The sequence below is a fragment of the Bifidobacterium moraviense genome (genome assembly GCF_012932365.1).
GTDB classification, from domain to species: domain Bacteria; phylum Actinomycetota; class Actinomycetes; order Actinomycetales; family Bifidobacteriaceae; genus Bifidobacterium; species Bifidobacterium moraviense.
In genome coordinates, this window is sequence record NZ_JAAIIH010000012.1 from 62,441 (window position 1) to 87,726 (window position 25,286).

16 protein-coding genes and 1 pseudogene are annotated in these 25,286 nt (G+C 67.1%); 4 read left to right on the forward strand and 13 right to left on the reverse strand.

What is annotated here, in order from left to right; all coding sequences use genetic code 11:
• Positions 1-128: 128 nt before the first annotated feature.
• Positions 129-1,922, forward strand: a complete 1,794-nt coding sequence (locus tag G1C96_RS07655) for a DUF5067 domain-containing protein (RefSeq protein WP_169275996.1) — start codon at positions 129-131, stop codon at positions 1,920-1,922.
• A gap of 95 nt (positions 1,923-2,017) precedes the next feature.
• On the opposite strand, the gene glnA is transcribed toward G1C96_RS07655, so the two are convergent.
• Entirely contained in the window at positions 2,018-3,355 is a 1,338-nt protein-coding gene (glnA, locus tag G1C96_RS07660) for a type I glutamate--ammonia ligase (protein WP_169275997.1), read from the reverse strand.
• A gap of 67 nt (positions 3,356-3,422) precedes the next feature.
• On the opposite strand from glnA, the gene G1C96_RS07665 reads away from it, so the two are divergent.
• Positions 3,423-4,877, forward strand: coding sequence for a DUF2252 domain-containing protein (locus tag G1C96_RS07665; protein ID WP_240945161.1), 1,455 nt, complete (start codon positions 3,423-3,425; stop codon positions 4,875-4,877).
• Positions 4,878-5,599: 722 nt separating this feature from the next.
• Here the strand turns inward: G1C96_RS07665 and priA are convergent.
• The 6 genes from priA to hisD all read right to left on the reverse strand — a co-directional run bounded on the left by priA (position 5,600) and on the right by hisD (position 11,103).
• Positions 5,600-6,325 carry a bifunctional 1-(5-phosphoribosyl)-5-((5-phosphoribosylamino)methylideneamino)imidazole-4-carboxamide isomerase/phosphoribosylanthranilate isomerase PriA gene (priA, locus tag G1C96_RS07670; protein ID WP_169275999.1) on the reverse strand — a complete coding sequence of 242 codons (726 nt, stop codon included), beginning with the start codon at positions 6,323-6,325 and terminating at the stop codon, positions 5,600-5,602.
• A gap of 59 nt (positions 6,326-6,384) precedes the next feature.
• Positions 6,385-7,032: an imidazole glycerol phosphate synthase subunit HisH gene (gene hisH / locus G1C96_RS07675; protein ID WP_169276000.1), complete on the reverse strand. Its 648-nt coding sequence runs from the start codon at positions 7,030-7,032 to the stop codon at positions 6,385-6,387.
• A 72-nt stretch (positions 7,033-7,104) separates the two neighbouring features.
• Entirely contained in the window at positions 7,105-7,827 is a 723-nt protein-coding gene (locus G1C96_RS07680; RefSeq protein ID WP_169276001.1) for a hypothetical protein, read from the reverse strand.
• Complete coding sequence (hisB, locus tag G1C96_RS07685) at positions 7,827-8,429, reverse strand: imidazoleglycerol-phosphate dehydratase HisB (protein ID WP_169276002.1); 603 nt, start codon at positions 8,427-8,429, stop codon at positions 7,827-7,829. Before hisB ends, G1C96_RS07680 begins: the two co-directional genes overlap by 1 nt.
• A 119-nt stretch (positions 8,430-8,548) precedes the next feature.
• The gene (locus G1C96_RS07690) at positions 8,549-9,709 is read right to left on the reverse strand and encodes a histidinol-phosphate transaminase (protein WP_169276003.1); all 1,161 of its coding nucleotides are present in this window, start codon (positions 9,707-9,709) and stop codon (positions 8,549-8,551) included.
• The gene (gene hisD, locus G1C96_RS07695; protein WP_169276004.1) at positions 9,706-11,103 is read right to left on the reverse strand and encodes a histidinol dehydrogenase; all 1,398 of its coding nucleotides are present in this window, start codon (positions 11,101-11,103) and stop codon (positions 9,706-9,708) included. The genes G1C96_RS07690 and hisD overlap by 4 nt, the downstream gene beginning before the upstream one ends.
• 150 nt (positions 11,104-11,253) lie before the next feature.
• Here hisD and G1C96_RS07700 point away from each other — a divergent pair, with 150 nt between their 5' ends.
• The gene (locus G1C96_RS07700; RefSeq protein WP_169276005.1) at positions 11,254-11,589 is read left to right on the forward strand and encodes a putative heavy metal-binding protein; all 336 of its coding nucleotides are present in this window, start codon (positions 11,254-11,256) and stop codon (positions 11,587-11,589) included.
• Between the two features lie 773 nt (positions 11,590-12,362).
• Here the strand turns inward: G1C96_RS07700 and G1C96_RS10295 are convergent.
• From G1C96_RS10295 to ileS, 3 genes and pseudogenes are all read right to left on the reverse strand, one after another.
• Positions 12,363-12,785: pseudogene (locus G1C96_RS10295) on the reverse strand (DUF4186 domain-containing protein); the annotation flags it as partial.
• A 13-nt stretch (positions 12,786-12,798) separates the two neighbouring features.
• On the reverse strand, positions 12,799-13,704 hold the full coding sequence (locus G1C96_RS07710; RefSeq protein ID WP_417852179.1) for an aldo/keto reductase: 906 nt from the start codon (positions 13,702-13,704) through the stop codon (positions 12,799-12,801).
• Positions 13,705-14,078: 374 nt separating this feature from the next.
• Positions 14,079-17,393, reverse strand: a complete 3,315-nt coding sequence (ileS, locus tag G1C96_RS07715; RefSeq protein ID WP_169276007.1) for a mupirocin-resistant isoleucine--tRNA ligase — start codon at positions 17,391-17,393, stop codon at positions 14,079-14,081.
• Between the two features lie 681 nt (positions 17,394-18,074).
• Between ileS and G1C96_RS07720 the strand changes: the two genes are divergently transcribed.
• Positions 18,075-18,668: a peroxiredoxin gene (locus G1C96_RS07720; protein ID WP_169276008.1), complete on the forward strand. Its 594-nt coding sequence runs from the start codon at positions 18,075-18,077 to the stop codon at positions 18,666-18,668.
• A gap of 78 nt (positions 18,669-18,746) precedes the next feature.
• Here the strand turns inward: G1C96_RS07720 and G1C96_RS07725 are convergent, their stop codons facing one another.
• The 3 genes from G1C96_RS07725 to G1C96_RS07735 all read right to left on the reverse strand — a co-directional run bounded on the left by G1C96_RS07725 (position 18,747) and on the right by G1C96_RS07735 (position 23,488).
• On the reverse strand, positions 18,747-20,093 hold the full coding sequence (locus G1C96_RS07725; RefSeq protein ID WP_169276009.1) for an NAD(P)/FAD-dependent oxidoreductase: 1,347 nt from the start codon (positions 20,091-20,093) through the stop codon (positions 18,747-18,749).
• 184 nt (positions 20,094-20,277) lie between these two features.
• Complete coding sequence (locus G1C96_RS07730; protein WP_169276010.1) at positions 20,278-22,323, reverse strand: UvrD-helicase domain-containing protein; 2,046 nt, start codon at positions 22,321-22,323, stop codon at positions 20,278-20,280.
• A 973-nt stretch (positions 22,324-23,296) separates the two neighbouring features.
• Positions 23,297-23,488: a hypothetical protein gene (locus G1C96_RS07735; protein ID WP_169276011.1), complete on the reverse strand. Its 192-nt coding sequence runs from the start codon at positions 23,486-23,488 to the stop codon at positions 23,297-23,299.
• Positions 23,489-25,286 lie beyond the last annotated feature (1,798 nt).

Sequence of the window (25,286 nt, forward strand, 5' to 3'; positions counted from 1 at the left end):
CGCGCGGCCGCAATGCGGATGCAGGGATTGAATCGTTTGACGCGATGCCGACCGACATCGCCGCACTTACGATACCCAGCCCTCGGGATAGACTGGCGGTGACGGCGACACGAGGCGAGGGGGCTCAGATGGGATTGTTCTACGGCAGGGACCGCAACGGCGACGGATACGTATCCCCGTTCGACGCCGACGAGACGCAGGACTACGTGGATCCGGCCAAGGCGCTGGAACGCGAGGAGAAGCAGGCAAGGAAGCGCGATGCCAGACGCCAGACGCTCGACGCGCACAACGACGCGCAGGTGACCGCGGCACGGGGCGGCGGCAGGGGAACGAACGGCGGCTCCGGATCCGCCGCCAAGCCGCCGCTCTCGGCCAAGCAGCGCCGGAACGCCGCGATGTCCGGCTCTCGCCCGAGCCGACCGGCCCCGGTGCGGATCCAGACGTCCGACCACGTCGGCGACGACTCGGGACAGGACCGGTCGTCCTTCCAGCAGACGCCGTACGAGCAGAGCCCGTACGATCAGCAGACGTCCCCCGCTCCGCGCGCGCAGACGCCCGGCGGCTCCCACGGCCATGCCCAGACGTCCCGCGGCGGCGCGAAAGGCTCGGGCGCATCGGGCTCCGCCGCGGCGTCCGGACGCACCAACGGCTGGGCCACGGCCGCGATAGTCCTCGCGATCATCGCGTGGTGCATGAAGACGATCCCCGTCCTGACGACGGCGTTCGGTGCGGCGGCCGCGTTGTGCGGACTCATCGCGCTCGTGCGGACGGCCGGCGGTTCGGGGCGGGGCGGCAGGGGACGGGCGCTGTTCTCCCTGGCGCTGTCGGCATGGATGATCATCAGTTCCGCCTCCGCCGCGGTGACGGTGGTGCGCAACGGTTACAACCCGCTCATGTCGTACGGCACGTCGCGGTCCTGGTCCTGGTCCTGGTCGTCGGACGGCTCGTCATCCGACGACGACTCCGACTACTCCTCCGACGACGAGCCGGAGGTGGACGACGATCCCGTGGTCGCCTACGAGTCCGGCACGATCGCCCGATTCGACGACGACAAGGCCGACGTGTCGATCACCGCGGCCCGGCGCGCCGCGGACACCTACGAGGGCAGCAACAAGCCGGGCAAGAAGACCGTCATGATCACGTACCACGTGACGAACCGCGGCTCGGAGGCGCAGTCGTTCGACTCCTTCGGGTACGCGGCATACCAGCACGGCGTGGGGCTGGACGAGACGAACATCTACGACTTTGACCATATGTCCGATGCCGACCCCGACGGCCTGGACTACTACGACTCGCGCTCGCGCAGCACCGACATCCAGCCGGGCGCCACGCTGGACGTGACCATCGCCTACGTGCTGCGCGACGACTCAGACGTGATGGCCGAGGCCGGCGACTACTACTCGGACCGCTACGTCCGCCGCGGCTTCGCGTTCGCCGACGGCGCGGACGCGATGACGCCGCTGGCGCAGTCGGACGCCGAAGGCGCCCTCAGGCCCGAATCCGAGGCGGACACCACCGGCATGACGCAGACGTACCGGCTCTACAAGTCCGAGCACACCGTCATGTCCATGGCGTTCCGCGTATCCGGTGTCAGGTACGTGGGCAAGGACTACGACGACAAGGACGCGGTGCTGGTGACGTTCGAGTGGGTCAATCAGGCCAAGCACCCGTTCTCGTTCGAGGATCTCTCGTATCCGAAGGTCACGCAGGGCGGCACGGAGCTCAAGAGCACGTCGCTCGACGATCCGGACGTGGACCAGAGCCGCTCCCCGTATCGTCGGCTCCAGCCCGGCGCGGAAGGCACGGTGACCGAGGTGTATCGACTGGAGAACACCACCGATCAGCTGCACGTCACGTTCGGCGGATACCGGGCGCCGCAGCTCGACCAGGACTTCGACGTCGACGGGCTGCCCGCGAAGTAGGACCGCTCGGCGGCGCATGGTAGCGCGCGGCGCGAAACACGACGATGGCCCGGTCTCCACCACGGGAGACCGGGCCATCGTCGTGGCGTTGGACGCTACAGGCGGCGCAGGTACTTGGCCAGCTCGAACGGCGTGACCTGGCTGTTGTATTCGGTCCACTCCTGACGCTTGTTGCGCAGGAAGTACTCGAACGCGTGCTCGCCGAGCACGTCGGCCACGAAGTCGGAGCGCTCCATGATCTTGAGCGCCTCGTCGAGCGAGCTCGGCAGAGGCTGGATGCCCATGGCCTGACGCTCGGCGTCGGTCAGTTCCCACACGTCGTCACTGGTGGGCTCGTCCAGCGTCATCTGTTGGTCGATGCCGTCGAGGCCCGCGGCGAGCAGCAGCGAGTACGCGAGATACGGGTTGGCCACCGGGTCGAGCGCGCGGTATTCGATGCGCGCCGAATTGCCCTTGCCGGGCTTGTACTGCGGGATGCGCAGCAGCGCGGAACGGTTGTTGTGGCCCCAGCAGATGTAGCTCGGCGCCTCGTTGCCGCCCCACAGACGCTTGTACGAGTTGACGTACTGGCAGCACACGGCGGTGATCTCCGCGGCGTGGTGCAGGATGCCCGCCGCGAACTGGCGCGCGGTGAGCGACATGTTGAACTCCTGGCCGGCCTCGTAGAACGCGTTGGAGTCACCCTCGAACAGGCTCAGGTGGGTGTGCATGCCGGAGCCGGCCGCGTCGGCCAGTGGCTTGGGCATGAAGCTGGCGTGGATGCCGCGCTCCAGCGAGATCTCCTTGACCACGGTGCGGAACGTCATGATGTTGTCCGCGGTGGTCAGGGCGTCGGCGTAGCGCAGATCGATCTCGTTCTGGCCGGGGCCCGCCTCGTGATGCGAGTACTCCACCGAGATGCCCATCTGCTCGAGCATGTTCACGGTGGCGCGGCGGAAGTCCATGCCCGGGCTGCGCGGCACGTGGTCGAAGTAGCCGCCGTCGTCGATGGCCTTGGGCGGCTTGGACCAGTCCTCCTGGTTCTCGAACAGGTAGAACTCGATCTCGGGATGCACGTAGAACGTGAAGCCGCGGTCCTTGGCCTTGGCGAGCGCGCGCTTGAGCACGTGGCGCGGATCGCCGAGCGACGGTTCGCCCTCGGGGGTGAGGATGTCGCAGAACATGCGCGCCGTGCCCTGCGGGCCGCCGCGCCACGGCAGGATCTGGAAGGTGGACGGGTCGGGCTGCACGATCATGTCGTCCTCGGACACGCGCGTCATGCCCTCGATCGCCGAACCGTCGAATCCGAGCCCCTCCTCGAATGCGGCCTCCAGCTCCGCCGGAGCGATCGCGACGGACTTCAGCGTTCCCAGCACATCGGTGAACCACAAACGAATAAAGCGCACGTCGCGTTCCTCGACCGTGCGCAGAGCAAACTCCTGCTGTTTATCCATGCGGACCATGGTGGCATGACATTATTACGTCATGCGTTAACACGCGGCGGGGATTATGCTAGTCGGCATGAGCGAGAAGACCAGCACCGCGGCGCCGCAGCCGCGCGAGTACCCGCAGGTGGACGTCGGATCCTGGGTGGAGCACGACGATCCGCGCCAACGCGCCCGGGCCGGCATCGCCGCGCGCGCCAAGGCGCCTCTGGAGAGCCACGCGATCTGGCAGGTGCGCGAGGGCCGGCGCGACGTGATCGGACTGCTGGAGGAGCAGTCGGCGCAGCGCGTGCCGGATCTAGTCCCGCTGCGCTACGCGCGCATGAGCGCGAGCGCGTTCACGTTCTACCGCGGCACGGCGCTGATCATGGCCAACGATCTGGCACGCACGCCGGTCACCGGCATCCCCGTGCAGGCCGTGGGCGACGCGCACATCGGCAACTTCGGCATCTTCCGCTCCCCTTCGGCGCACCTCGTCTTCGACATCAACGACTTCGACGAGACCGCCACCGGCCCGTGGGAGTGGGACATCAAGCGCCTCGCCGTGAGCGTCGAGGTGTGCGGCCGCGCCAACGGCATCAAGGAGAAGGCGCGTCGGGCCGCCGTGGAACGCTGCGTGCACACGTACCGCAACCGCATCGACCAGTTCTCCAAGATGGATTATCTCGAAGCGTGGTACGACCATCTGGACGTGGAGCATACGCTGGACCGCTACGAGTCCACGCGCGACGGGCGCAAGAACCGCACGCTGCGCGCCGCGGCGATGAAGGCGCGGCTCAAGGATTCCGATGCGGCGGCCGCCAAGCTGGCGCACTTCGAGGGCGACCGGCTGTGCTTCAACAGCGCGCCGCCCGAGCTGGTGCCGATCGACGAGCTCACGCAGTACGCCGACCACGAGGCGCTGCGCGAACGCATCGACACGCTGCTCGCCAACTACCGCGACAGCCTGTACGACGACCGCCGCCGCGTGCTCGACCACTACCGGTTCCACGACGCGGCGCGCAAGGTAGTGGGCGTGGGCTCGGTGGGCCAGCGCGCCTGGGTGGCGATGTACACCGGTCGCGACATCGACGACCCGCTGATCCTGCAGATGAAGGAGGCCACCGCCTCGGTGCTGGAGCGCTTCTGCGGCAAGAGCCCGTATGCCACGCACGGCGAGCGCGTGGTGCAGGGGCAGAAGCTCATCCAGTCCACGGCGGACGTGATGCTCGGCTGGTCGTCGTTCATCGCCGAGGACGGCCGCCCGCGCGACTACTACGTGCGCCAGCTGTGGAACGGCAAGGGGTCGATCGACATCGACCATCTCAACGACCTGGCGCTGTCGGATCTGGGCCGCATGTGCGCCTGGTGCCTGGCGCATGCCCATGCGCGCACCGGCGATTCGACGGCCATCGCGAACTATCTGGGCGGCTCCGACGAGTTCGACCGCGCGATCGCGTCCTTCGCGGTGAGCTATGCGGACCAGACCGAGGAGGACTACAAGGTCTTCAAGTCGCTCATCAAGAAGGGCGTGCTGCCCTGCGCCAAGTGACGTTGCCATGCGCGGCACCCCGTCATCCTGAGCGGGCGCGCCATCCTCGTCATCCTGAGCAGGCTGTTTTATCCGTCCCGTCATCCTGAACGAGCGTGCCACCCGCGCCACCCCTAAGCAAAGCGCACCACGCCCGTCATCCTGAGCGAGCATTCTTTACCTCGTCGTCCTGAGCGAGCGCAGCGAGTCGAAGGATCCTTGACATGCACCGAAAGGATCCTTCGACTACGGCCTACGGCCTTCGCTCAGGATGACAGGGGGATAAAGTCCACTCAGGACAGCGGAACGGTACGGCCCCCTCATGATGACGCGGACGCAAAGGACGCGTCGCCGACGGTCACCCGCCAAGCCGACTGACGCGTGCGGCTCCAAGGCACACCACGGGACGGCGCGTCGCACCGCCGATCGGGGAACAACACGGAAGACAGCCGTAGCGAACGCAACCACCCGCGTCACCCCTAAGCAAAGCGCGCCCCTCGTCATCCTGAGCGAGCATTCTTTACCTCGTCATCCTGAGCGAGCGCAGCGAGTCGAAGGATCCTTGACATGCAACAAAAGGATCCTTCGACTACGGCCTACGGCCTTCGCTCAGGATGACGGGGTGGGTAAAAGCCGTCTAGCGCGACGAGAACAAAGCCGCCCAGGACGACGGGGGTAAAAAGCCACCCAAGGACGACGGGGATAAAAAGCCACCCAAGGCTGACGGGGCACAACGCGCGCCGTCAGGCCGCGACCCTGAGGGCCTCCTCGAGGGTGAACGCGCGGGCGTACAGGGACTTGCCGAGGATCGCCGAGTCGACGCCGAGGTCGGCGAGCCCGCGGATCGCGCGCAGATCGTCCAGCTTGGCGATGCCACCGGACGCGGTCACCTTCGCGTCGGTGCGCTCGGCGACCTCCCTGAGCAGCGTGAGGTTCGGGCCGCTCATCATGCCGTCGCGCGCGACGTCGGTGACCACGTAGCGCGAGCAGCCCACGGAGTCGAGGAATTTCATGGTCTCGAACAGGTCGCCGCCCTCCTTGACCCAGCCGCGGGCCGCAAGGGTGTGCCCGCGCACGTCGAGGCCCACGGCCACGCGGTCGCCGTACCGGCGGATCGCCTCGGCGGTCCAGTCGGGGTTCTCCAGCGCGGCGGTGCCGATGTTGACGCGCGCGGCACCGGCTTCCAGCGCGGCGTCGAGCGACGCGTCGTCGCGCACGCCGCCGGACATCTCGATGTTGACCTTGTCGCCCAGCTCCCGCACGATCTCGCGCAGCTGGGCGCGGTTGTCCCCCGTGCCGAACGCGGCGTCCAGATCCACCAGATGGATCCACTCGGCGCCGGCCTCCACCCACGTGCGGGCGGCGTCGAGCGGCGAGCCGTAGTCGGTCTCGGAACCGGACTCGCCCTGCCTGAGCCGGACGGCCTTGCCGTCGCGAACGTCCACGGCGGGCAGCAGCGTCAATGACATAACGGATTCCTTTCGTTCGATGTCTCGTTCGGTGTCTGGAACTTGCCGGATCGGCCGGATCAGAACGACGCGATCCAGTTGCGCAGCAGCTGCGCGCCGGCGTCGCCCGACTTCTCGGGATGGAACTGCGTGGCGGCGATGCGGCCGCGCTCGTAGGCAGCCACGAAATGGCTGTTGCCGTATTCGCACCACGAGACGTGCTGGTCGACGCCGTCCAGGTCGATCTGCTCGCGGCTCAGATCGGCCGGTTCGGCGTTCATGGCGGCGTAGGAGTGCACGTAGTAGAACCGCTCGTCCTCGATGCCCCTGAGCAGCGTGGTGCCGGGATCGGCCTGCACGGTGTCCCAGCCCATGTGCGGTACCACGGGCGCGTCCAGCGGCGCCACGGTGCCGCCGATGAGGCCCAGTCCCTGTGCGTTCTCGCCGTGCTCGAGGCCCAGATCGAACATGATCTGCAGGCCCACGCACACGCCGAGCACCGGACGGTCGGCCCGGATGCGGTCGTAGATCACGCGGTCGCCGCTTACCTGCCTCAGTCCCCGGACGCAGGCGGCGAACGCGCCGACGCCGGGCACCACGAGGCCGTCGGCCTCGAGCGCCTGACGGTAGTCGGACGTCAGCGTGGCGTCAGCGCCGAGGTTGGCGAGGGCACGCACCATCGACCGCACGTTGCCGAAGCCGTAGTCGAATACCACGATCTTGGTCATGTCACACTCCTTCAGGGGTTGCGAAACGGATTCTAACGGTCCGCTGTTTCGGCACGGTCACCGGGTCCGCGGTCACTGGACGCGGGAGCCGTGCGTGGCGCCGCCGCGGCCGAAGCGGGTGTGTTCGGCGATCACCTTCATGGCGGCGTCATGGTCGTAGCCGGACGTGGGCACCACGGCGAGGCCCTGGCCCCTGAGCCCGTCCACGGTGGTGATGCCGAGCATGAGGTCCTCCACGAACGGCGCGGTGGACGAGAACAGCACGGGCGGCGCGAAGGTCTCCCCCGCCTTGCCCTTGAGATACATCGTGGCCTCGAGCTTGTCCGCGCGGTTGACGGCCAGCACGATCGCCATGCCGTTGACCACGGTCGTCAGGTCGCGCGCCGCCGCCTCCGGACCGTCGCCGGACAGGTTGGAGAGCACCGCCACCGCCCCCTCCTTGGAGGTGACGCAGTCGGCGGAGATGTCGGAGATCTGGCAGAACGCGGCGAGCAGTTCGGCACTGGCCAGACGCGTGATGAGCACGGCGGCCTTGGCCTTGTTGCCCAGCAGCCCCTCGAGCTCGTCGTCGAATCCGGCGGACGGGTCGCCGTCAAGCTCACCCGTGCCCGCGTCGGCGTCGCCCGCCGATGCGCCGTCGTTCTTCGCGTCGTTCTTCGCGTCCTCCTCGGCGAACTCCTTCTCGAATCCGGCCAGCGCCGCCTCGAGCTCCTCGTCGGAGAAATGCGCGTCGTCGGAGTTGAAATCGTCGTTGAAATCGTCGTTGAGGTCGTCGGAACGCGGATCGTCGCTCATCACAGGCTTCCCTTCGTGCTCGGGATCAGGCCCTGGATGCGCGGGTCCGGTTCGACGGCGAAGCGCAGCGCACGCGCCAGCGCCTTGAACTCGGCCTCGGCGATGTGGTGCGGGTCGCGCCCGGCCAGCACCTGCATGTGCAGGCAGATGCCGGCGTGCAGAGCGATGGATTCCATGACGTGGCGCACCAGCGAACCGGTGAAATGACCGCCCATCATGCAGTATTCGAAGCCTGCGGGCTCGCCGGAGCACACGCAGTAGGGACGTCCCGAGATGTCGACGACGGCCTTGGCGAGCGCCTCGTCCAGCGGCACGGTGGCGTCGGCGAAGCGGCGGATGCCGCGCTTGTCGCCGAGCGCCTGCCTGAGCGCCTCGCCGAACACGATGGCCGTGTCCTCCACGGTGTGGTGCACGTCGATGTCGGTGTCGCCGTGGGCGTGGATCCTGAGGTCGATGAGCGAGTGCTTGCCCAGCGCGTTCATCATGTGGTTGTAGAACGGCACGGACGTATCGATGTCGGTCATGCCGGTGCCGTCGAGGTTGAGTTCCAGATCGATGCTGGATTCGCTCGTCTCGCGGACGATGTGTGCGGTTCGTGCCATGGTTCCCTTTTCCTTGCTCTGCGGGTGTCGGGCCGTCCGGTCGGCCCATGCGCGAACGGGCGGACGCCGATATGGTGTCCGCCCGCCGCGCGACGTCGAAGCGTCCGGTTGCGTCCGGTTCAGCCGGCTTCCACTATACGCAGCACTTCGGCGAGTCCTTCGCGGAATTTCGCCATTTCGTCATCCGTGCCCATGCACACGCGCAGCCAGCCGTCCGGGCCGACCACGCGGATGAGGATGCCGCGCTTGAGCAGCTCCTCGAAGATGGCGTCGCGATCGTCGAAATGCCCGCCGAACAGCAGGAAGTTCGATTCGGACTGCGCCACCTCGAGCGGCTGGCCCTTGTACGTCTGCGCCCTGAGCCATGCGGCGGTCGCCTCGCGCGTCTCGCGTAGATGGCTCACGCGGCTCAGCTGCTCGTCCGTGTGCTCGAACGCGGCGATGGCCGCGGCCTGCGTCACGGCGGACAGGTGGTACGGCATGCGCACGATGCGCACGCAGTCGATGATGCCCCTGGACGCGGCGAGATAGCCGACGCGTGCGCCCGCGAACGCGAACGCCTTGCTCATCGTGCGGCTCACCGCAAGGTTCGGATGGTCCTTGATCAGCTCCACGGCGCTGGGCGTGCCGGGGTTGCGGAACTCCACGTACGCCTCGTCCACCACGAGCACCGGGTGCACGCCTTCGGGCGCGCCTGCCACGTCGGCGGTTTCGCACGCCTTGAGCAGCGCCTTCAGGTCGGCGGGGTCCAGCGGCGTGCCGGTGGGGTTGTTGGGGCTGGTGATGAGCACCATCGCGGGCTTCACGTCGTGGATCGCCTCGATCGTGCGTTCCACGTTGAGCGTGAAGTCGGGGTTGCGGTGCGCGAGCTTCCATTCGGTGAACGTGTCGCGCGCGTACTCGGGGTACATCGAGTACGTGGGATCGCAGCCGAGCGCGATGCGGCCCGGGCCGCCGAACGCCTGGAACAGCTGGAGCATGATCTCGTTGGAGCCGTTGGCGCCCCACAGCTCGTCCACGTCGAGCCTCACGCCGGATTCGCGCTCCAGATACGTGGAGAACGCGCGGCGCAGCTCGATGTGCTCGCGGTCCGGGTAGCGGTTGAGCGTCGGCGCGATCTCGCGCACGCGGCGGGCGATCGTGTCGCACACGGCCGGGTCGGGCGCGTACGGATTCTCGTTGACGTTGAGGCAGACGGGCACGTCGAGCTGCGGCGCACCGTACGGCTCCTCGCCGATCAGGTCGTTGCGCAGCGGCAGGCTTGCGGGGATCGTGCTCATCGAAGGCCCGCTTCCTTCTCCTGCTCGCGCAGGGTCGCCTTGTCGTACGGGTCCCTGACGAAGCGGGACAGGACGCACTCGCCGTGCGCGGGCAGGTCCTCGGACACGGCGAACGCGTTGATGCGCGCGGCCAGCGCCTTGAGACCTTCCTCGTCGTATTCGATGACCTCGACCGGCTTCATGAACGTGTGCACGCCAAGGCCGGCGGCGAAGCGTGCGGTGCCGCCGGTGGGCAGCACGTGGTTGGAGCCGGACATGTAGTCGCCCAGCGGGACCGGCGAGTACGGGCCGCGGAAGATGGCGCCGGCGTTCTTGATACGCTTGACGACGGCGTCCGCGTCGGCGGTCTGGATCTCCAGATGCTCGGCGGCGTACGCGTTGGCGGCGTCGATGGACTGGTCGAGGCCGTCCGTGAGGACGATCGCGGACTGGGTGCCGGACAGCGACGTGTGCACGCGCTCGGCGTGCTCGGTGCGCGGCACGCGGTAGGCGAGGTTCTCCTGCACCTTCTCGGCGAACTCCGGGGAGTCGGTGAACAGCACGGAGCCGGCGAGCTCGTCGTGCTCGGCTTGGCCGATGAGGTCGGCGGCCACGAGGCTCGGGTTGGCGGTCTTGTCGGCGATGATGCCGATCTCGGTGGGGCCGGCCACGGCGTCGATGCCCACGAACGCGGACACGAGCGACTTGGCGGTGGCCACGAAGATGTTGCCGGGGCCGGTGATCTTGTCGACCGGATCGCACAGCACGTCGCCGTCCTGCGGCTCGGAGCCCTTGGCGCCGTACGCGAACATGGCGATGGCCTGCGCGCCGCCCACGGCGTATACCTCGTCGACGCCGAGGATCGCGCAGGTGGCGAGGATGGTCTTGTTGGGCAGGCCTTCGGCGTCATCGCGCGCCGGCGGCGTGGCGATGGCCAGCGATTCAACGCCTGCGGCCTGCGCCGGCACGGCGTTCATGATCACGGAGCTCGGGTAGACGGCCTTGCCGCCGGGCACGTACAGGCCCACGCGCTGGATCGGGATCCAGCGTTCGGCCACGCGGGCGCCGGGGGCGAGATCGGTGTGGAAGTCCTTGGGGACCTGGTTGGCGGCGACGGCGCGGGCGCGGCGCACGGATTCCTCGATGGCGGCACGCACCTCGGGGTCGAGGGTGTCGAGAGCGGCGGCGATGGCCTCGGCCGGCACGCGCAGGTGCTTCGGGCGCACGTGGTCGAACTTCTCCTCGAAGTCGCGCAGGGCGGCGGCGCCGCGCTCCTTGACGTCCTCCAGGATCGGACGCACCAGATCGGAGGCCTCGGAGGTGCCCATCGCGGCGCGCGGCATGGCCGCAAGCAGCTCGGCACGGGACAGTTGACGGCCACGAAGGTCGATGATTCGCATGATGTTCTCGCTCATAGCCCTCAGTGTAGGTTCCCGCGCTGACCGGGCGGGGCCGCTGCGGACCATCCGTCCGAATGCTCCCGAATGCTGAGATGGCGCGCCCGCGGCCGGCCCCGTAGACTGGAGGGGACCATCGTCATCCGCACGTCAACCACGGAGGTTCCCATGATCGTCACCACCACCCCCACCGTCGAGGGCTACAGCATCACCGGCTACTACGGCATCGTGTTCGGCGAGGTCATCAGCGGCGTCAACATGTTCAAGGACATGGGCGCGGGACTGCGCAACATCTTCGGCGGCCGTTCGCAGGGCTACGAGAACGAGCTGGTCAACGCCCGCCAGCAGGCCATCGCCGAGATGGAGCAGCGCGCCGGCGAGCTGGGCGCGCATGCCGTGGTGGGCGTGGACGTGGACTACGAGGTGCTCGGGCAGGGCGGCGACATGCTCATGGTGACGGTCTCCGGCACCGCCGTGCAGCTCGCGCCCATCGCACGCCAGTAGCCACGCCCGCCCGCGGTCCGTCCCCCGCCTCTGAGCCGTCCCAGCGCACGAGCATGCAGTAGCTGCGCGCACTCGCGGTCCGCTCCCCCGCCCTACTACTCGGAGTCTGACTGTCTCCCCCGAAAATTGCGGGCTCAAAAGGACGAAAACCGGAATTCCAAGCGCGAAATGGACGCTCCGGCGGGGGTTTGACGCTTGGAATCCGAGATTTCGTCCTTTTCAGCCCGTAATTCACGGGGCCGGTGTCCGGGGCCGCGCGTCTACGTGGTGTGCGATGTTTCAGCCCGTCATTCACGGGCCCGGCACGGCAACTCCGGCACGGCAACTCCGGCACGGCAATTCCGACGTGACAATCCCGGTGCGGCAATTCCGGTGAGGCGGTTCCGCCCATCTGTCTCGCCTATCGGCCTCGCCCATCTGCTCGTCCGGCCGCCGTCGTCCGGCAACCGTCCGGGCCCATCGGGTCAGAACAGCGACGGCTGCACAGGCGATCCCGGGGAATGCGCGGCGTCAGATCGCGCCGCACCAGACGGCACAGCACGCCCAGGCTGCCCAGTGCGCCCAGACTGTTCAGCCCGCCCAGAACGCGCAGCCCATGCCGCCTGTCCAGAGCGCACAGACGGCACAGCACGCCCAGCCTGCTCAGCCCGCCCAGTGTGCCCAGTCTGCTCAGCCTGTTCACCCTGCCCAGTGCGCCCAGTCTGTTCAACCCGCCCAGAACGCGCATCCTGCTCAGCCTGCCCGGAGCGCACAGGCGGCATGGGCGCCGGCGCGGGATGTGCGGCGAGGTCGCGATCGATCCACGCCATGACGAGGTCCGCGAGCCGGTCCGTTTCCTCGTCGGTGAGCGCGCGCCCCTTGGGGATGCCGTGCCACTTGGCGATGCATCCACGGCAGCAGGTCGCCGTGGCATGCTGTGCGGTGAACACCGGGTGCCCGCGCCATGGCGTCTGCCGCCCGTCGTTGCGAGGCTCGGCATCCCCCACCCGCTCGCGCAGCATCTCATGCGCATGCCGCGCGATCGTGACGCGTCCCTTGGCACGGGCATAGGCGCGATCCCTGGTACTCAGCGTGAACCTAGCACGGAACGCGGATCGCGACAGCCGCTGCAGCGTCGCCGCGATCCACGCCCGTTCGTCGTCATCTGCCGGCGCGCTGTTTGCCGATGCACTGCCGACCGACTCGCCGTCATCCATGCCGCGCCGCCCGTCAGACGTTGCCGCGCGCCTTCTGGTCGGCCCACGACTGCGACTGCACGTACGTGACGGGGTCGGCGCCGATGCGTCCCTCCGGCGCATCCAGCGCGTCGATGGCGGCGAGCTCGGCTGCGGTGAGGTCGAAGCGCGCGGATGCGAGGTTCTGGCGCATGCGATCGGGGTGCTTGGACTTGGGGATGATGATGCGGCCGGACTGCGTATGCCAGCGCAGCACCACCTCGGCGGGCGTGACGCCATGCGCCTCGGCCGCCGCGACGATCGGCTCGGCCGACATGTCGCCGCCGTGGCCCAGCGGGCTCCACGCCTCCACGGCGATGCCGTGCTCGGCGCAGTAGGCGCGCGTGGCCGGCTGCGAGTATCGCGGATGGTTCTCGATCTGGTTGACGGCGGGCAGTTCGCCGGAATTCTCCTTGAGCGCTTCGAGATGCTCGGGCAGGAAGTTGCTCACGCCCGCCACGCGGATCGCGCCCTCCTCGCGCAGCTTCAACAGCGCCTTCCACGTCTGGCGGTACGCGTCGATGCGCGGCATGGGCCAGTGGATGAGGTACATGTCCACCACGTCGAGGCCGAGCTTGCGGCGCGACTCCTCGAACGCGATGAGCGTCTGGTCGTAGCCCTGATCGCAGTTGCGCAGCTTCGTCGCCACGAAGACCTTGCCCGCCATGCCGGTGGCCCTGAGCGCCGCGCCCACGGCCTCCTCGTTGTAGTAGGCGGCTGCGGTGTCGATGTGGCGGTAGCCGATCTCCAGCGCCTCCTCGACCGCGCGCTGCGTGTCGGCGGCGGGGATCTGGAACGTGCCGAATCCGATCTGCGGGATCACGGTGTGCGCCGGGTCGTTGAGCGTGAGGGTCGGGGAACGCAGCTCGTCGGCCGCGTCCGCCATAGGTTCAGTCGTCATCGTCCGTCCTTTCGCGGGGAAGTGTCCTTCACGGCCGATGATACGACGGGCCGCCGATGCGATGTCGCCAGCACGATGCCGCCGGCGTGACGGTCCGGCATTCCCGACGCGGCCGCCGATCATCGCAACGTTGCCGCGGACTGCCGTCGAAACGTCGGCGAGCCGGTTCCTCGATGGCCCTTCGCGGCAACGTTGCGATCGGCGCACTCCCCCGAGCCGTCGCGCACGGGTCGCATGGCGCCGCGACGACGAAGGCCCCGATCCGCATCGCACGGATCGGGGCCTTCGCCCGGAATCGGACGATCGGACGGGCATCACGCCGCGATCGGCGTCATGCCCGTCATGCCACGGCGATCATCACGTCGCGGCGATCGTCACTCCTCGGTGGCCTTGGCGACCTTGACGCCGAGCTCGTCGCCGGCGGTCACGGTCAGCGAGGTGGCCAGCGTCTCGTGCGCCACGAGGTCGCGGAATTCCTCGACCTTGGCCACGTCGTCGGCCGGCACCGTCAGCTCGAGGCTGATGCGGTCGGCGATGTCGAGGTCGGCGGCCTTGCGGGCGTCCTGCACGGCACGGATCACGTCGCGCGCATAGCCCTCGGCCTCGAGCTCCGGCGTCAGCGCGGTGTCGAGGATCACGAAGCCGCCGGTCGGCAGCGCCGCGGACACGGACACGGACGCCTCGGCGGCGTCCTGCTCCTCCACGCGGTTGATGAGCTCGTACTCGCCGTCCACCAGCGTCAGTTCGCCGTTCGGGGTCTCCACCACGGGCGCGCCGTCCGCGCCCACGTGCCAGGCGCCGCTCTTGGACGCCTTGATGGCCAGCTGGACGTCCTTGCGCAGACGCTTGCCGGCCACGCGCGCGTTGACACGCAGCTCGTGCACGATCTTCAGACCCTGCGAGCCGGCGTCCTCCATGGTGCAGAACTCGATGTCCTTGACGTTGAGCTCGGACTTGAGGATGTCGGCGTACGCCCTGACGTCGTCCACGTCCTCCACCACCACGGTGAGCTTGGCGAGCGGCTGACGCACGCGGATCTGCTGGGCCTTGCGCAGCGAGAGCGTGCCGGAGACCACCTCGCGCACCTTCTCCATGGCGGCCACGAGCTTGTCGTCGGCCACGAGCACCCTGCCGAGCTCGGTGGGCTCGCCGGTCTTCTCGTCCGCGAGGAACGGCCAATCGGCCAGATGCACGGACTCGCCGCCGGTCAGGCCGCGCCAGATCGTCTCGGTCTCCATCGGGGCGAGCGGCGCCATCACGCGGCACAGCACCTCGAGGGCGGTGTACAGCGTGTTGAACGCGTCGGCGTCCTCGTTCCAGAAGCGGTCGCGCGTGTTGCGGATGTACCAGTTGGTGAGCATGTCGATGAAGTCGCTCACCTCGTCGCACGCGTCGGAGATGGCGAACGTGTCGAGCGAATGCTGCACGCCGGCGACGAGCCTGCGCAGACGCGCCAGCAGGTAGCGGTCCATCTCGGGCAGCGCGGACACCTCGTCGGCACGGAGCAGACGGGCGTCGAAGCCCTTGCCCTTGTTGGCCGCGTTGGCGTACAGAGTGAAGAAGTAGTAGGAGCTCCACAGCGGCAGCATGACCTGGCGCACGGTGTCGCGGATGCCCTCGGCGGTGACGATCAGGTTGCCGCCCCTGAGGATCGGGGACGACATGAGGAACCAGCGCATCGCGTCGGAGCCGTACTTGTCGAACACGCCGTTGACGTCCGGGTAGTTCCTGAGGTGCTTCGACATCTTCTGGCCGTCGGAGCCGAGCACGATGCCGTGGCAGATCACGTTCTTGAACGCCGGACGGTCGAACAGCGCGGTGGCCATGACGTGCAGCAGGTAGAACCAGCCGCGGGTCTGGCCGATGTATTCGACGATGTAGTCGGCCGGGAAGTGCTGCTCGAACTTCTCCTTGTTCTCGAACGGGTAGTGGAACTGCGCGAACGACATGGAGCCGGACTCGAACCAGCAGTCGAGCACGTCGGGGATGCGGTGCATGTGGCTCTTGCCGGTCGGATCGTCCGGGTTGACGCGGGTCAGGTCGTCGATCCACGGGCGGTGCATGTTCACGTTGCCGTCGCGGTCGCGCGGGTAGTCGCCGAAGTCGCGCTTGAGCTCCTCAAGCGAGCCGTACACGTCCACGCGCGGGTACTTCGGGTCGTCGGACACCCACACCGGGATGGGCGAGCCCCAGAAGCGGTTGCGGGAGATGGACCAGTCGCGGGCGTTGGCGAGCCACTTGCCGAACTGGCCGTCCTTCACGTTCTCCGGGATCCAGTTGATCTGCTGGTTGAGCTCCAGCAGGCGCGGCTTGATCTTGGTCACGGACACGAACCAGGAGCTCACCGGCTTGTAGATGAGCGGCGTGGCGCAGCGCCAGCAGTGCGGGTAGGAGTGCACGTAGCTCTTCTCCTGGAAGAGGATCGCGCGCTTGTCCTCGTCGATCTGGGCGAGCGGGCCGTCGCCGTTGCGCAGGTTGCGCAGGATCGGCGTGTTGGCGTCGAACACGTACATGCCCTCGTAGTCGGGGCACTGCGCGGTGAAGCGGCAGCCGGCGTCGAGCACGTCGGTGCTCTTGACGCCCTTGGCGTTGAGCGTGTTCATATCGTCCTCGCCGTAGGGTGCCTGGTGCACGAGGCCGGTGCCCTCGACGGTGTCGACGTAGTCGGCGGTGAAGATCGTGTAGCCGTTCGGTCCGGGCACATGGCCCTCGGACTCGGCTTCGTCGCCCGCGAAGTACGGGAAGACGGGCCAGTAGCGGCGGCCGGCCAGCTCGGAGCCCTTGAGCTCGCGCACGATCTCGTAGTTCTCGCCGAGCTCCTTCTCGTAGTGCGGCAGCAGGGCCTTGCCGAAGTAGAACTTCTTGCCCGCGTACTTGCCTTCGGTGGGCTTGACCTCGACGTAGTCGATGTCGGCGCCGACGACGATCGCGAAGTTGGTGGGCACGGTCCACGGCGTGGTGGTCCAGAACACGGCGTAGGCATCCTCGTCGCGCAACTTCACGGCCACGGAGACGGTGGTGTCCTGACGGTCCTGGTAGACGTCGGCGTCCATGCGCAGCTCGTGGGCGGAAAGCGGCGTGCGGTCCTTGGGGCAGTACGGCAGCACGCGGTAGCCCTGATACGCGAGGCCCTTGTCGTACAGCTGCTTGAACGCCCACATCACGGACTCCATGTACGGGATGTTCAGCGTCTTGTAGCCGTGCTCGAAGTCGACCCAGCGGGCCTGGCGGTGCACGTAGTCCTGCCATTCGTGCGTGTACTTGAGCACGGAGGCGCGGCAGGCGTCGTTGAACTTGTCGATGCCCATCTTCTCGATCTGGTCGACCGAGTCGATGCCGAGCTCCTTCTGCGCCTCGAGCTCCGCGGGCAGGCCGTGCGTGTCCCAGCCGAACACGCGATTGACCTTGCGGCCCTTCATGGTCTGGTAGCGCGGGATCACGTCCTTCGCGTAGCCGGTGAGCAGGTGGCCGTAGTGCGGCAGGCCGTTCGCGAAGGGCGGGCCGTCGAAGAACACGAACTCGTTCTGGCTGTGGTCGCCGGAAGGATTGCGCTCCACGGACTTCTGGAAGGTGTCGTCCTTGTCCCAGTAGCCAAGGACCGTTTCCTCCATGTTGGGGAAGCTGGGGTTCGGCGCGACGTGCGCGGTCTCGCCGCCCTCGTTCGCCTTGGGATATACGTTGTCGCTCACCGTTGTCTCCTCGTGCGTGAGTCTTCGTTGTTCCACTCACGAGGACGACGAACCGAGCACTGAGCCCCGCCCACCGCGGTACCACCTCGCTTGCCGCGCGCCGCGTTCCTGACTGCTTGCGCCGCGCACGACCACTTGCGACCGGCTGTCTCGGGCCGGACCCGTCGGTTCTACTGGGCACGGGACCATACGCGATGCGCGCGGCGCCGGGCCGTTCTTCCGAGCGCTCCCCGCTGATAACGGATCATCGCGACACGGGGCACACTATAGCACCACGCCGCCGACCGCGCGTGCCGGCGTCCGCAGGCGGGCGCGCGTCGGCGTCGATCGGGCGATGAACTGCGACGACGATCTGCGACGACGACCCCGTTCGCGCCGACGGAACGGAGTCGTGCCGACGGCGATCCCCGACCGGCGCCGCCCGGCTTCCTTTCGGCAAGCGAAGGGGCGGGTTTCCGATCGGGTCCTTGAAATCACGGGCGTTTCAAGAAAACCCGGGCCTTCGCTTGCCTGGCTCGGAGCCCTTCCGACAAACGAAGGGGCAGGTTTCCGATGATGCCCTTGATATGACGCCGATCGCGCCGAAACCCGGCCGTTCGCTTGCCCGGAGGGGCCCGATGGGGGGGCCGCGACCGGACCGTCGACGCGCCCCGTCCCCCGATCGCGCCTACGATTGGCCCCATGAGCAGCACCGAACCGAACACTGCAATCAGTCATCCCGATCATCCCGAAACGGAACTCCCCCGACGTCTCGAGGCGGGCGAGACGGCGCCGGACTTCGTCCTGCCGGCCGTCGTTCCCGCGCAATCGGACGGCACGGACGACGCCGCGCAATCAGACGCCACGCAGCGCCACGCCGATCGCGAGGTGTCCCTGTCCGAAGTCCTCGCGCAGGGCCGCCGCGTGGTCCTGTACTTCTATCCGGCCGCGATGACGCCCGGATGCACCACGGAGGCGTGCGACTTCCGTGACAACCTCAATCGCCTTTCCGCGGCGGGCGTGACGGTGCTGGGCGTCTCGAAGGATCCGCTGGCCAGGCTGCGCCGCTTCGCCGAGCGCGACCATCTGACGTTCCCGCTGCTGAGCGACCCCGATCTCGCGCTGCACCGAGCGTACGGCGCGTGGGGCGAGAAGAAGCTGTACGGCAAGGTCCACGTGGGCGTGATCCGCTCCACGTTCGTGATCGAGCCGGACGGACGCATCGCGATCGCCCGGTACAACGTGCGCGCGAAGGGTCACGTCGCCTCGCTGATGAAGGCGCTGGATCTGGCGTAGCGACGCCGGATGCGCGAACGGCCGGCGTCCCGCAGCGATCCGCGGGGCGCCGGCCGTCGAAACGCGAACAGAACCGGTTCAGGCCTTGCGCGCCTGGGACGCGGCCTTCATCGCCACCGCGCCCACGTAGTAGATCGGCTTGTCGAAGTTCGGCTGGAACAGGAAGTCCACGTTGGCGAGGTCCTCGACCGTGTAGTGCGACTGGATCGCCATCGAGACGACGTTCGCCGCGCCGGAGATGTCGGCCTTGGAAAGGAACTGGCCGCCCTTGACCTCGAACGTGACCGGATCCCAGGTGAGGATGCAGGTGACGGGCGTGGTGGAGACCATGAAGTCCGGACGGTAGTTCTCCGTGAGCTCGGTCTGGCACAGCTCGATGCAGCGGCGGCGCGCGCCCTCGAACGTGAGGCCGGACGCGGCGAGCGACAGGTCGTACAGCTGCACGGCGCTGGTGGCCTGCGTGCCCATGTAGGCGCGCGTGGCCTTCTCGATGTTGCGGCCCACGAGCAGACCCTGACGCACGGCGTTCGTGGCGAGCGGGATGTAGTCGTAGCGTCCGGAGGGGTTGAAGAACACGGTGGCGGCGTCGCCCGCGGCGAACACGTCCGGAACGCTGGCGCGCATGTACTCGTCCACGACGATCGCGCCGTTGGGCAGCATGTCCACCTGGCCGGACAGCAGGTCGGTGGCGGGCAGGAAGCCGATGGCCAGGATCGCGAAGTCGCCCTCGTAGCGTCCCTTGTCCGTGACGACGGCGATGCCGTCCTCGGTCTCCTCGAACGCGGTGGCCTTCTGGTCGAGCGCGAGTCGGACGCCGTGGCTGATGAACGCCTTCTCCACCTGCGCGGTGATGGCGCCGTCGAAGTTGTTGGCCAGCACGCGCTCCGCGGCGTCGACGAGCGTGACCTTCACGCCGGCGAGGCTCAGCTGCTCGGCGAGCTCCGCGCCGATGTAGCCGGCGCCCACCACCACCACGGACTTGGCGTTGCGCGCGCGGCGCTTGATGGCCTGGCCATGCTCCCAGTTCTTGCACAGCATCACGCGGTCCGAGTCGATGCCGGGGATCGGCGGCACCACGGGCTTGGAACCGGTGGTCACCACGAGCTTGTCGAAGGAGTAGTCGGTCTCCTCGCCGGTCTCGAGGTCCTTGGCGCGGAGCGTCTTGGCGGCCACGTCCACGGAGAGCACGTCGGTGCGCATGTGCATGGTGGCGCCGAAGTTCCCCAGCGTCTCCGGGGAGGAATAGAACATCTTGGCCGGGTCGGACACGTTGTCGCCCACCCACAGCGCGATGCCGCACGACAGGAACGACAGCGTGTCGTTGCGCTCGAAGACGTGCACGGTCCAATCCGGGTGTTCCCTGAGGATGGACTGTGCGGCGAAGGTGCCGGCATGCGTGCATCCGATGACTGCGACGGTGGTCATATGTCCCTCTGTTCTCTCATCTCTCGTCCGGGGCGCCCCGCGCGATCCGCGTCCGACGCGCCCTCCTGCCGGCCCCACACGGAACCTTCACATACTGTTGCGCGCAGGCCATGATAGCGCCGTCGCGGACGAGACGCGCGCGACGGCGAATCGGCGGCGCCGCCCCGGGCGGCATGGCGACGCGTCAGCGGCAGGGCCGCGTGAACGCGCACGCCGGCCACGCCGTGCACCCGTAGAACGCGCCGTCCCCGCCGCGCGACGCCGCGTGCCGGAGCGTCAGCGCCTCGCCGCAGTCCGGGCAGCGCGGAGGCAGCGTCACGCCGCGGAACGCGCCGGGACAGATGTCGCGCAGCTCGTACATGAACCGCGAGGGACGCGCGCGGTCCACCACGAGGAACAGCTTCCTGCGGCACCGGGTCATCGCCACGTAGCACAGGCGGCGCTCCTCGGCGTCCGGGAACGACTCCGTCTCCGGCAGGATCAGCCCAAGCAACGGCTCGTCCGGGACGGCGCTCGGGAACCCGCGCACACCGCCGGAACAGCTCAGCAGGAACGTGAAGTCGCACTGCAGGCCCTTGGAGGCGTGCACGGTCATGAATCGGATGTCCAGATCCGGACGGTCGCGGAACACGAGACGACGCCCCGCGCCGCCGTCCGTTCCGGCGTCCCGCAGCTCGAACAGTCCCTCGCGGTCGTTGTCGAGGATCAGTCCGACGTCCGACGCATACCGCCCCAGCATGAGCACGGATGCACGCCTGGGCAGCTTGGCGAGCTGCGCCGTCACCACGTCGAACCGTTCCGCCGCGGTCATGCCGCCCAGCGCCTTGACCGAATGGTCCTGCTTCTGGTTCTCGCAGGTGAGCCGCTTGGCGTAAAGGTGCCCGTCCGCCATGACGAACCGTCCGCTCGCCTCGATGAGGCTGGTGCGGAAGCGGCGTGTGACGCTCAGGCGGAACATGCGCGACGGCCCCCAGTCGCGCCACACGTCGGGGAAATCGAGGATGAGGCGGATGTCGCTGCCAGCGAAGCGGTAGATCGACTGCCAGTCGTCCCCCACGGCGAAGAGGTCGAAGTCGCGCTGCTCGCGCAGGGCGCGGATGAGCTCGCAGCGCGGGCGGGAGAGGTCCTGGTATTCGTCGACGAGCACGTGCGTGAAGCCGTGCACGTATCGCCCGACGCGCACCTGATGGACGGCGTCGGCGATCATGCCGGCGAAGTCCACGCCGTGTTCGGCGGCGAGCGCATGGACGTAGGCGGCGTAGAGCGGTTCGATGACGGCGAGGAGATCGGCGTTGCGGCCGATCGCGCGCGGGGCGGGGCCGGCGTTGGAGCGGACGGCGGATCGCGCGGCGGAGTGTGCGCCGGAATGCGCACCGTCCGCGTTGAGGCGGCGCAACGCGGCGACGTCGAGTCCGTTCGCGCGCATGTGCTGGATGATCGTGCGCGCGTCGGCGAGCAGACGGTCCGCGTACTGGCGGCATGCGCGGGCGGCGGCGGTGTCGGACGCGGCGGCGGATGCGGCGCCACGTGCGACTCCGGGCGTGGATGAGACCGATGTCGCGTCCCCGACGGAATCGCCGCCCGAGACCGCGGAGGAATCGCCGCGCACGTTCTGCCCCAGCAGCGCGCGCCATCCGCCGCGCACCGCGGGCGGCAGCATGGCGAGCACCAGTCGCCTATAGTCCTCGTCGGCGGCGAGCCTCGCGCGGAAGGCGTCGGACACCACGCGGTCGAGCCGGTCGGGGCCCATCACCGTGAGCCTGGCGCCGGTGGCGGCGCGGCAGATCTCCAGTCCGAGGCTGTGGAACGTGCAGGCGCGCACGCGCTGGCCGGTCTGCATGCGGATGCGCGCGGCCATCTCGTCCGCGGACGCCTTGGTGAAGGAGAGCACCAGGATCTGCTCGGGACGTGCGCGGCCGGTGGCGAGCAGCCACGCCACGTATCCGTTGATCACGGTGGTCTTGCCGGTGCCGGCGCCCGCCAGCACGAGCGTGTTGTGTCCGGCTCCAGCGATGGCGCTGAGCTGCTCGTCGCTCAGCTCGTGGCCTTCGACGGGACCGAGCACGGCACGCGCCTTGGCGAGACGCGCCTCGGAGAGCGGCGGGTGGGCTTTGAGGCGGGGGCGTGCGGAGACGTTGGAGGCTGCCGCGGTGTTGGAGGCTGCGGCGACGTTGGATGTGGTGGCAGAGCCGGACGTCGCCGTACGCCCTTCCGGTTCGGGCCATAGCATCGGCTGCACGGCTTCCGCGGATGATGCCGGCTGAGCGGTCTTCCGAGTCGCCTGTGTCCGCCGCGTCTGCCGTGGCCGCTGCGCCTGTTGTGTCTGTTGCGTTGATCGCGATGCCGTCGTCTTGGGCCGTCGGCTGCGACTCGTCGACACGGACGCGGAACCGGAGCCGCCTGCGGTCTTCGATCCCCTGCGTGAGTTGCACGAGTCCGAGGGCGCCGCGGACTTCCTCCCCGTGGTATGGGCGGCAGTGGTATGGGCGGTACGAGCAGTGCGGGAGGCCGATCCGCCGCCGGAGGTGCGATGGGACGCGGACCGACGGGCATCGGGGCGATCAGAGCTGTCGAACCGACCGGAATCGGGTTCGCCGATCTCCCCCATCACCAGCCTCCACAACAGCCTGAGCAGCTTCACGCGAACCTCCAGTCATCGCAGACCACGCCATTGTAAGAGATCACGTGCGGGAGGGCGAGGACGCAAGACGGATCGGGACTCGTGACCGGTGGGAGCGTCGCCGCTCGCCTTCTATCGACCATAAATCATCGCAAGAACGGCAAGTCCTCCAGCTTGGACTAACTTCTCTTGCGCCTTCTCGGCACATTTCCAAAGCGCACCTGAGGCGCACGGAGGCACTCAGAAGAAGGGGCCCGACTTCTGAGTGTCGATCCGCGGTACAACGGCTTCCTGAGAGGCGAAAACCTGCGAAATACCGTCACCGATTCATCGCCCATATCCCGACCGCACACTCAGAAGTCAGGTCCCTTCTTCTGAGTGTCCCGGCGACTGTCGCGAGTGTCCTCCCACGCCGGCTGCATCGGCCTGCGCGCTCCGCAGCGCCGGACATCGACGACTCAGCTGCAGCCGGGACCGCCATCAAACTAGTTGACACGCTTTGATTGTAATCCACACGAGATTCTCAACGATTAATGCATGTCCAACAGTAGGCGTTATTCGTCATCGAAACCGATAGCATCAATTAATTCTTTCCTGCATGTGTGGAAGACAGCCCGGCACCGGCCGCAACCTGAGCGTCAGTAGGTGGAACGCCTATATGGAACGTCTCTTCCGCACTTTCACCAGGATAATCGCCACGCTCGGCAGCTTCGCCCCAATCCTCAAGCATCGCATCAGTGACCGTAATGCCGCCCTCACCTTTGAAACTCTTCATAGTGCACCTCCTCTACTGGTCCAGTTTCAATCCATTATAGTCACAAAAAATTATATTACATCTCTCCAATAAAGTCCTTGCCGTGGCAACTAGGAGACTTCTATCTGCGCAAACGCATCGGTCTGCAGGTTAAACCTCAATGAAGTCTCCACATTGAAGACAATGAGACCACAGACTGCCGGCAGCTGCAGCGAGTTCTGCACTCCTCAATGAAGCTCCCGTCTCAAGAGCAAGAAACACCTCGAACAACAAGCTTCGATTCTTACCAACGCCTTTTCTCAATGAGGTCCCCTTTTTGAGAGCAAACCGTGTCAGTAGGCTGATTACCTTCCGGAATTGCGATCCCTCAATGAAGTCCCGTCATAGAGACAGAGAGACGTTATGAATGTGGTATCGGTCGATATGCATGGCGATCACGCCTCGATGAAGTTCCCGCCCTGAGGGCAGGAAGACCTGCCGCAGGCCAGGACACGGCCGTGGGCGGCAACTTCCCTCAATGAAACCCTTGCCTTAGAGGCAGGAAGACGTCACCCAACTGTCCGGAACCGTTGTAGCCCCACGCCCCTCAATGAAAGCCCTGTCCTGAGGGCAGGAAGACATCATTAAAATGATTCCAACTATCCTAACTAGCCAAAACCCTTCGAGACGATCTTACAACGAGATCCATATCTCAAGGGTATCCCTGCATTAGAGGCAGGGATACCCTTGCCGACGAAGCGCACCGTGGCACAGTTCTTTCCTCAATGAAAACCCTGCCTTGAAAGAAGGGCGACTGCCCACCTGGCGCTGCACCGTGGGCACTAGCGTGTCCCCTCAATGAAAGCCCTGCATTGACGGCAGGGAGACCGTGAGGCATGCCCGGAGTCCTTGTACGGGATCGCTCCTCAATGAATCCCTACCTTAGCGGCAGGGAGACCTGCCGGCCGCGTTGTCCACAGCCAGCCGGTTCATGTCTCCTCAATGAAATCCCCGCCTTGACAGCAGGGAGACCGTTCGACGTCCTCGCGACTGTTCTGGTGTACGAGTCCTCAATGAAATCCCTGCCTTGACGGCAAGGAGACGGTTTGTCGTGGTCGATCACATACGTGTCGTCCATTCCTCAATGAAATCCCTGCCTTGACAGCAGGGAGACCCGCCGCCGCGGCAGCAGCCCCGACCAAGGCCGATCCTCAATGAAATCCCTGCCTTAACGGCAGAGAGACGGTGCCGGTCTGCACGGTCATGGTCGCCGCGCCCTCTCCTCAATGAAATCCCTACCTTAACGGCAGGGAGACACTACCATTCTCTGGCGGTTGGTTCAGACGGCAACACACCTCAATGAAATCCCTGCCTTGGCGACAGGGAGACTGCCAAAAGGACCAACATCCTTATTGCATTGATCCTACCTCAATGAAATCCCTGCCTTGGCGACAGGGAGACACTCGCTTGTATACCGGGTCTGCCCCTGCTGGTCCTGCCCTCAATGAAATTCCCGCCTTGGCGGCAGGGAGACCTCGCCGTCCGAGCCGGTGGCGGTCTTGCCGTATACCCCTCAATGAAATCCCTGCCTTGGAGGCAGGGAGACTGACATCCCGCTGCTGACGTCGCCGCCGCTCATGCACCCTCAATGAAATCCCTGCCTTGAAGGCAGGGAGACTTGCGGTCGCCGGTCACGGCCGCGATCTGCGGCATCCCTCAATGAAATCCCTGCCTTGAAGGCAGGGAGACCCTGTTCGACCTTCTGCTTGCCGTAATCCTTGACCGGCCCTCAATGAAATCCCTGCCTTGAAGGCAGGGAGACGACCCGAACAAGGAAAAC

What these genes read in the sequence shown, in the direction of transcription:
- G1C96_RS07655 (WP_169275996.1), top strand. Translation starts at nt 129, where the DNA reads ATGGGATTGTTCTACGGCAGGGACCGCAACGGCGACGGATACGTATCC.
- glnA (WP_169275997.1), bottom strand. Translation starts at nt 3,355, where the DNA reads ATGGATAAACAGCAGGAGTTTGCTCTGCGCACGGTCGAGGAACGCGAC.
- G1C96_RS07665 (WP_240945161.1), top strand. Translation starts at nt 3,423, where the DNA reads ATGAGCGAGAAGACCAGCACCGCGGCGCCGCAGCCGCGCGAGTACCCG.
- priA (WP_169275999.1), bottom strand. Translation starts at nt 6,325, where the DNA reads ATGTCATTGACGCTGCTGCCCGCCGTGGACGTTCGCGACGGCAAGGCC.
- hisH (WP_169276000.1), bottom strand. Translation starts at nt 7,032, where the DNA reads ATGACCAAGATCGTGGTATTCGACTACGGCTTCGGCAACGTGCGGTCG.
- G1C96_RS07680 (WP_169276001.1), bottom strand. Translation starts at nt 7,827, where the DNA reads ATGAGCGACGATCCGCGTTCCGACGACCTCAACGACGATTTCAACGAC.
- hisB (WP_169276002.1), bottom strand. Translation starts at nt 8,429, where the DNA reads ATGGCACGAACCGCACACATCGTCCGCGAGACGAGCGAATCCAGCATC.
- G1C96_RS07690 (WP_169276003.1), bottom strand. Translation starts at nt 9,709, where the DNA reads ATGAGCACGATCCCCGCAAGCCTGCCGCTGCGCAACGACCTGATCGGC.
- hisD (WP_169276004.1), bottom strand. Translation starts at nt 11,103, where the DNA reads ATGAGCGAGAACATCATGCGAATCATCGACCTTCGTGGCCGTCAACTG.
- G1C96_RS07700 (WP_169276005.1), top strand. Translation starts at nt 11,254, where the DNA reads ATGATCGTCACCACCACCCCCACCGTCGAGGGCTACAGCATCACCGGC.
- G1C96_RS07710 (WP_417852179.1), bottom strand. Translation starts at nt 13,704, where the DNA reads ATGACGACTGAACCTATGGCGGACGCGGCCGACGAGCTGCGTTCCCCG.
- G1C96_RS07720 (WP_169276008.1), top strand. Translation starts at nt 18,075, where the DNA reads ATGAGCAGCACCGAACCGAACACTGCAATCAGTCATCCCGATCATCCC.
- G1C96_RS07725 (WP_169276009.1), bottom strand. Translation starts at nt 20,093, where the DNA reads ATGACCACCGTCGCAGTCATCGGATGCACGCATGCCGGCACCTTCGCC.
- G1C96_RS07730 (WP_169276010.1), bottom strand. Translation starts at nt 22,323, where the DNA reads ATGCTATGGCCCGAACCGGAAGGGCGTACGGCGACGTCCGGCTCTGCC.
- G1C96_RS07735 (WP_169276011.1), bottom strand. Translation starts at nt 23,488, where the DNA reads ATGAAGAGTTTCAAAGGTGAGGGCGGCATTACGGTCACTGATGCGATG.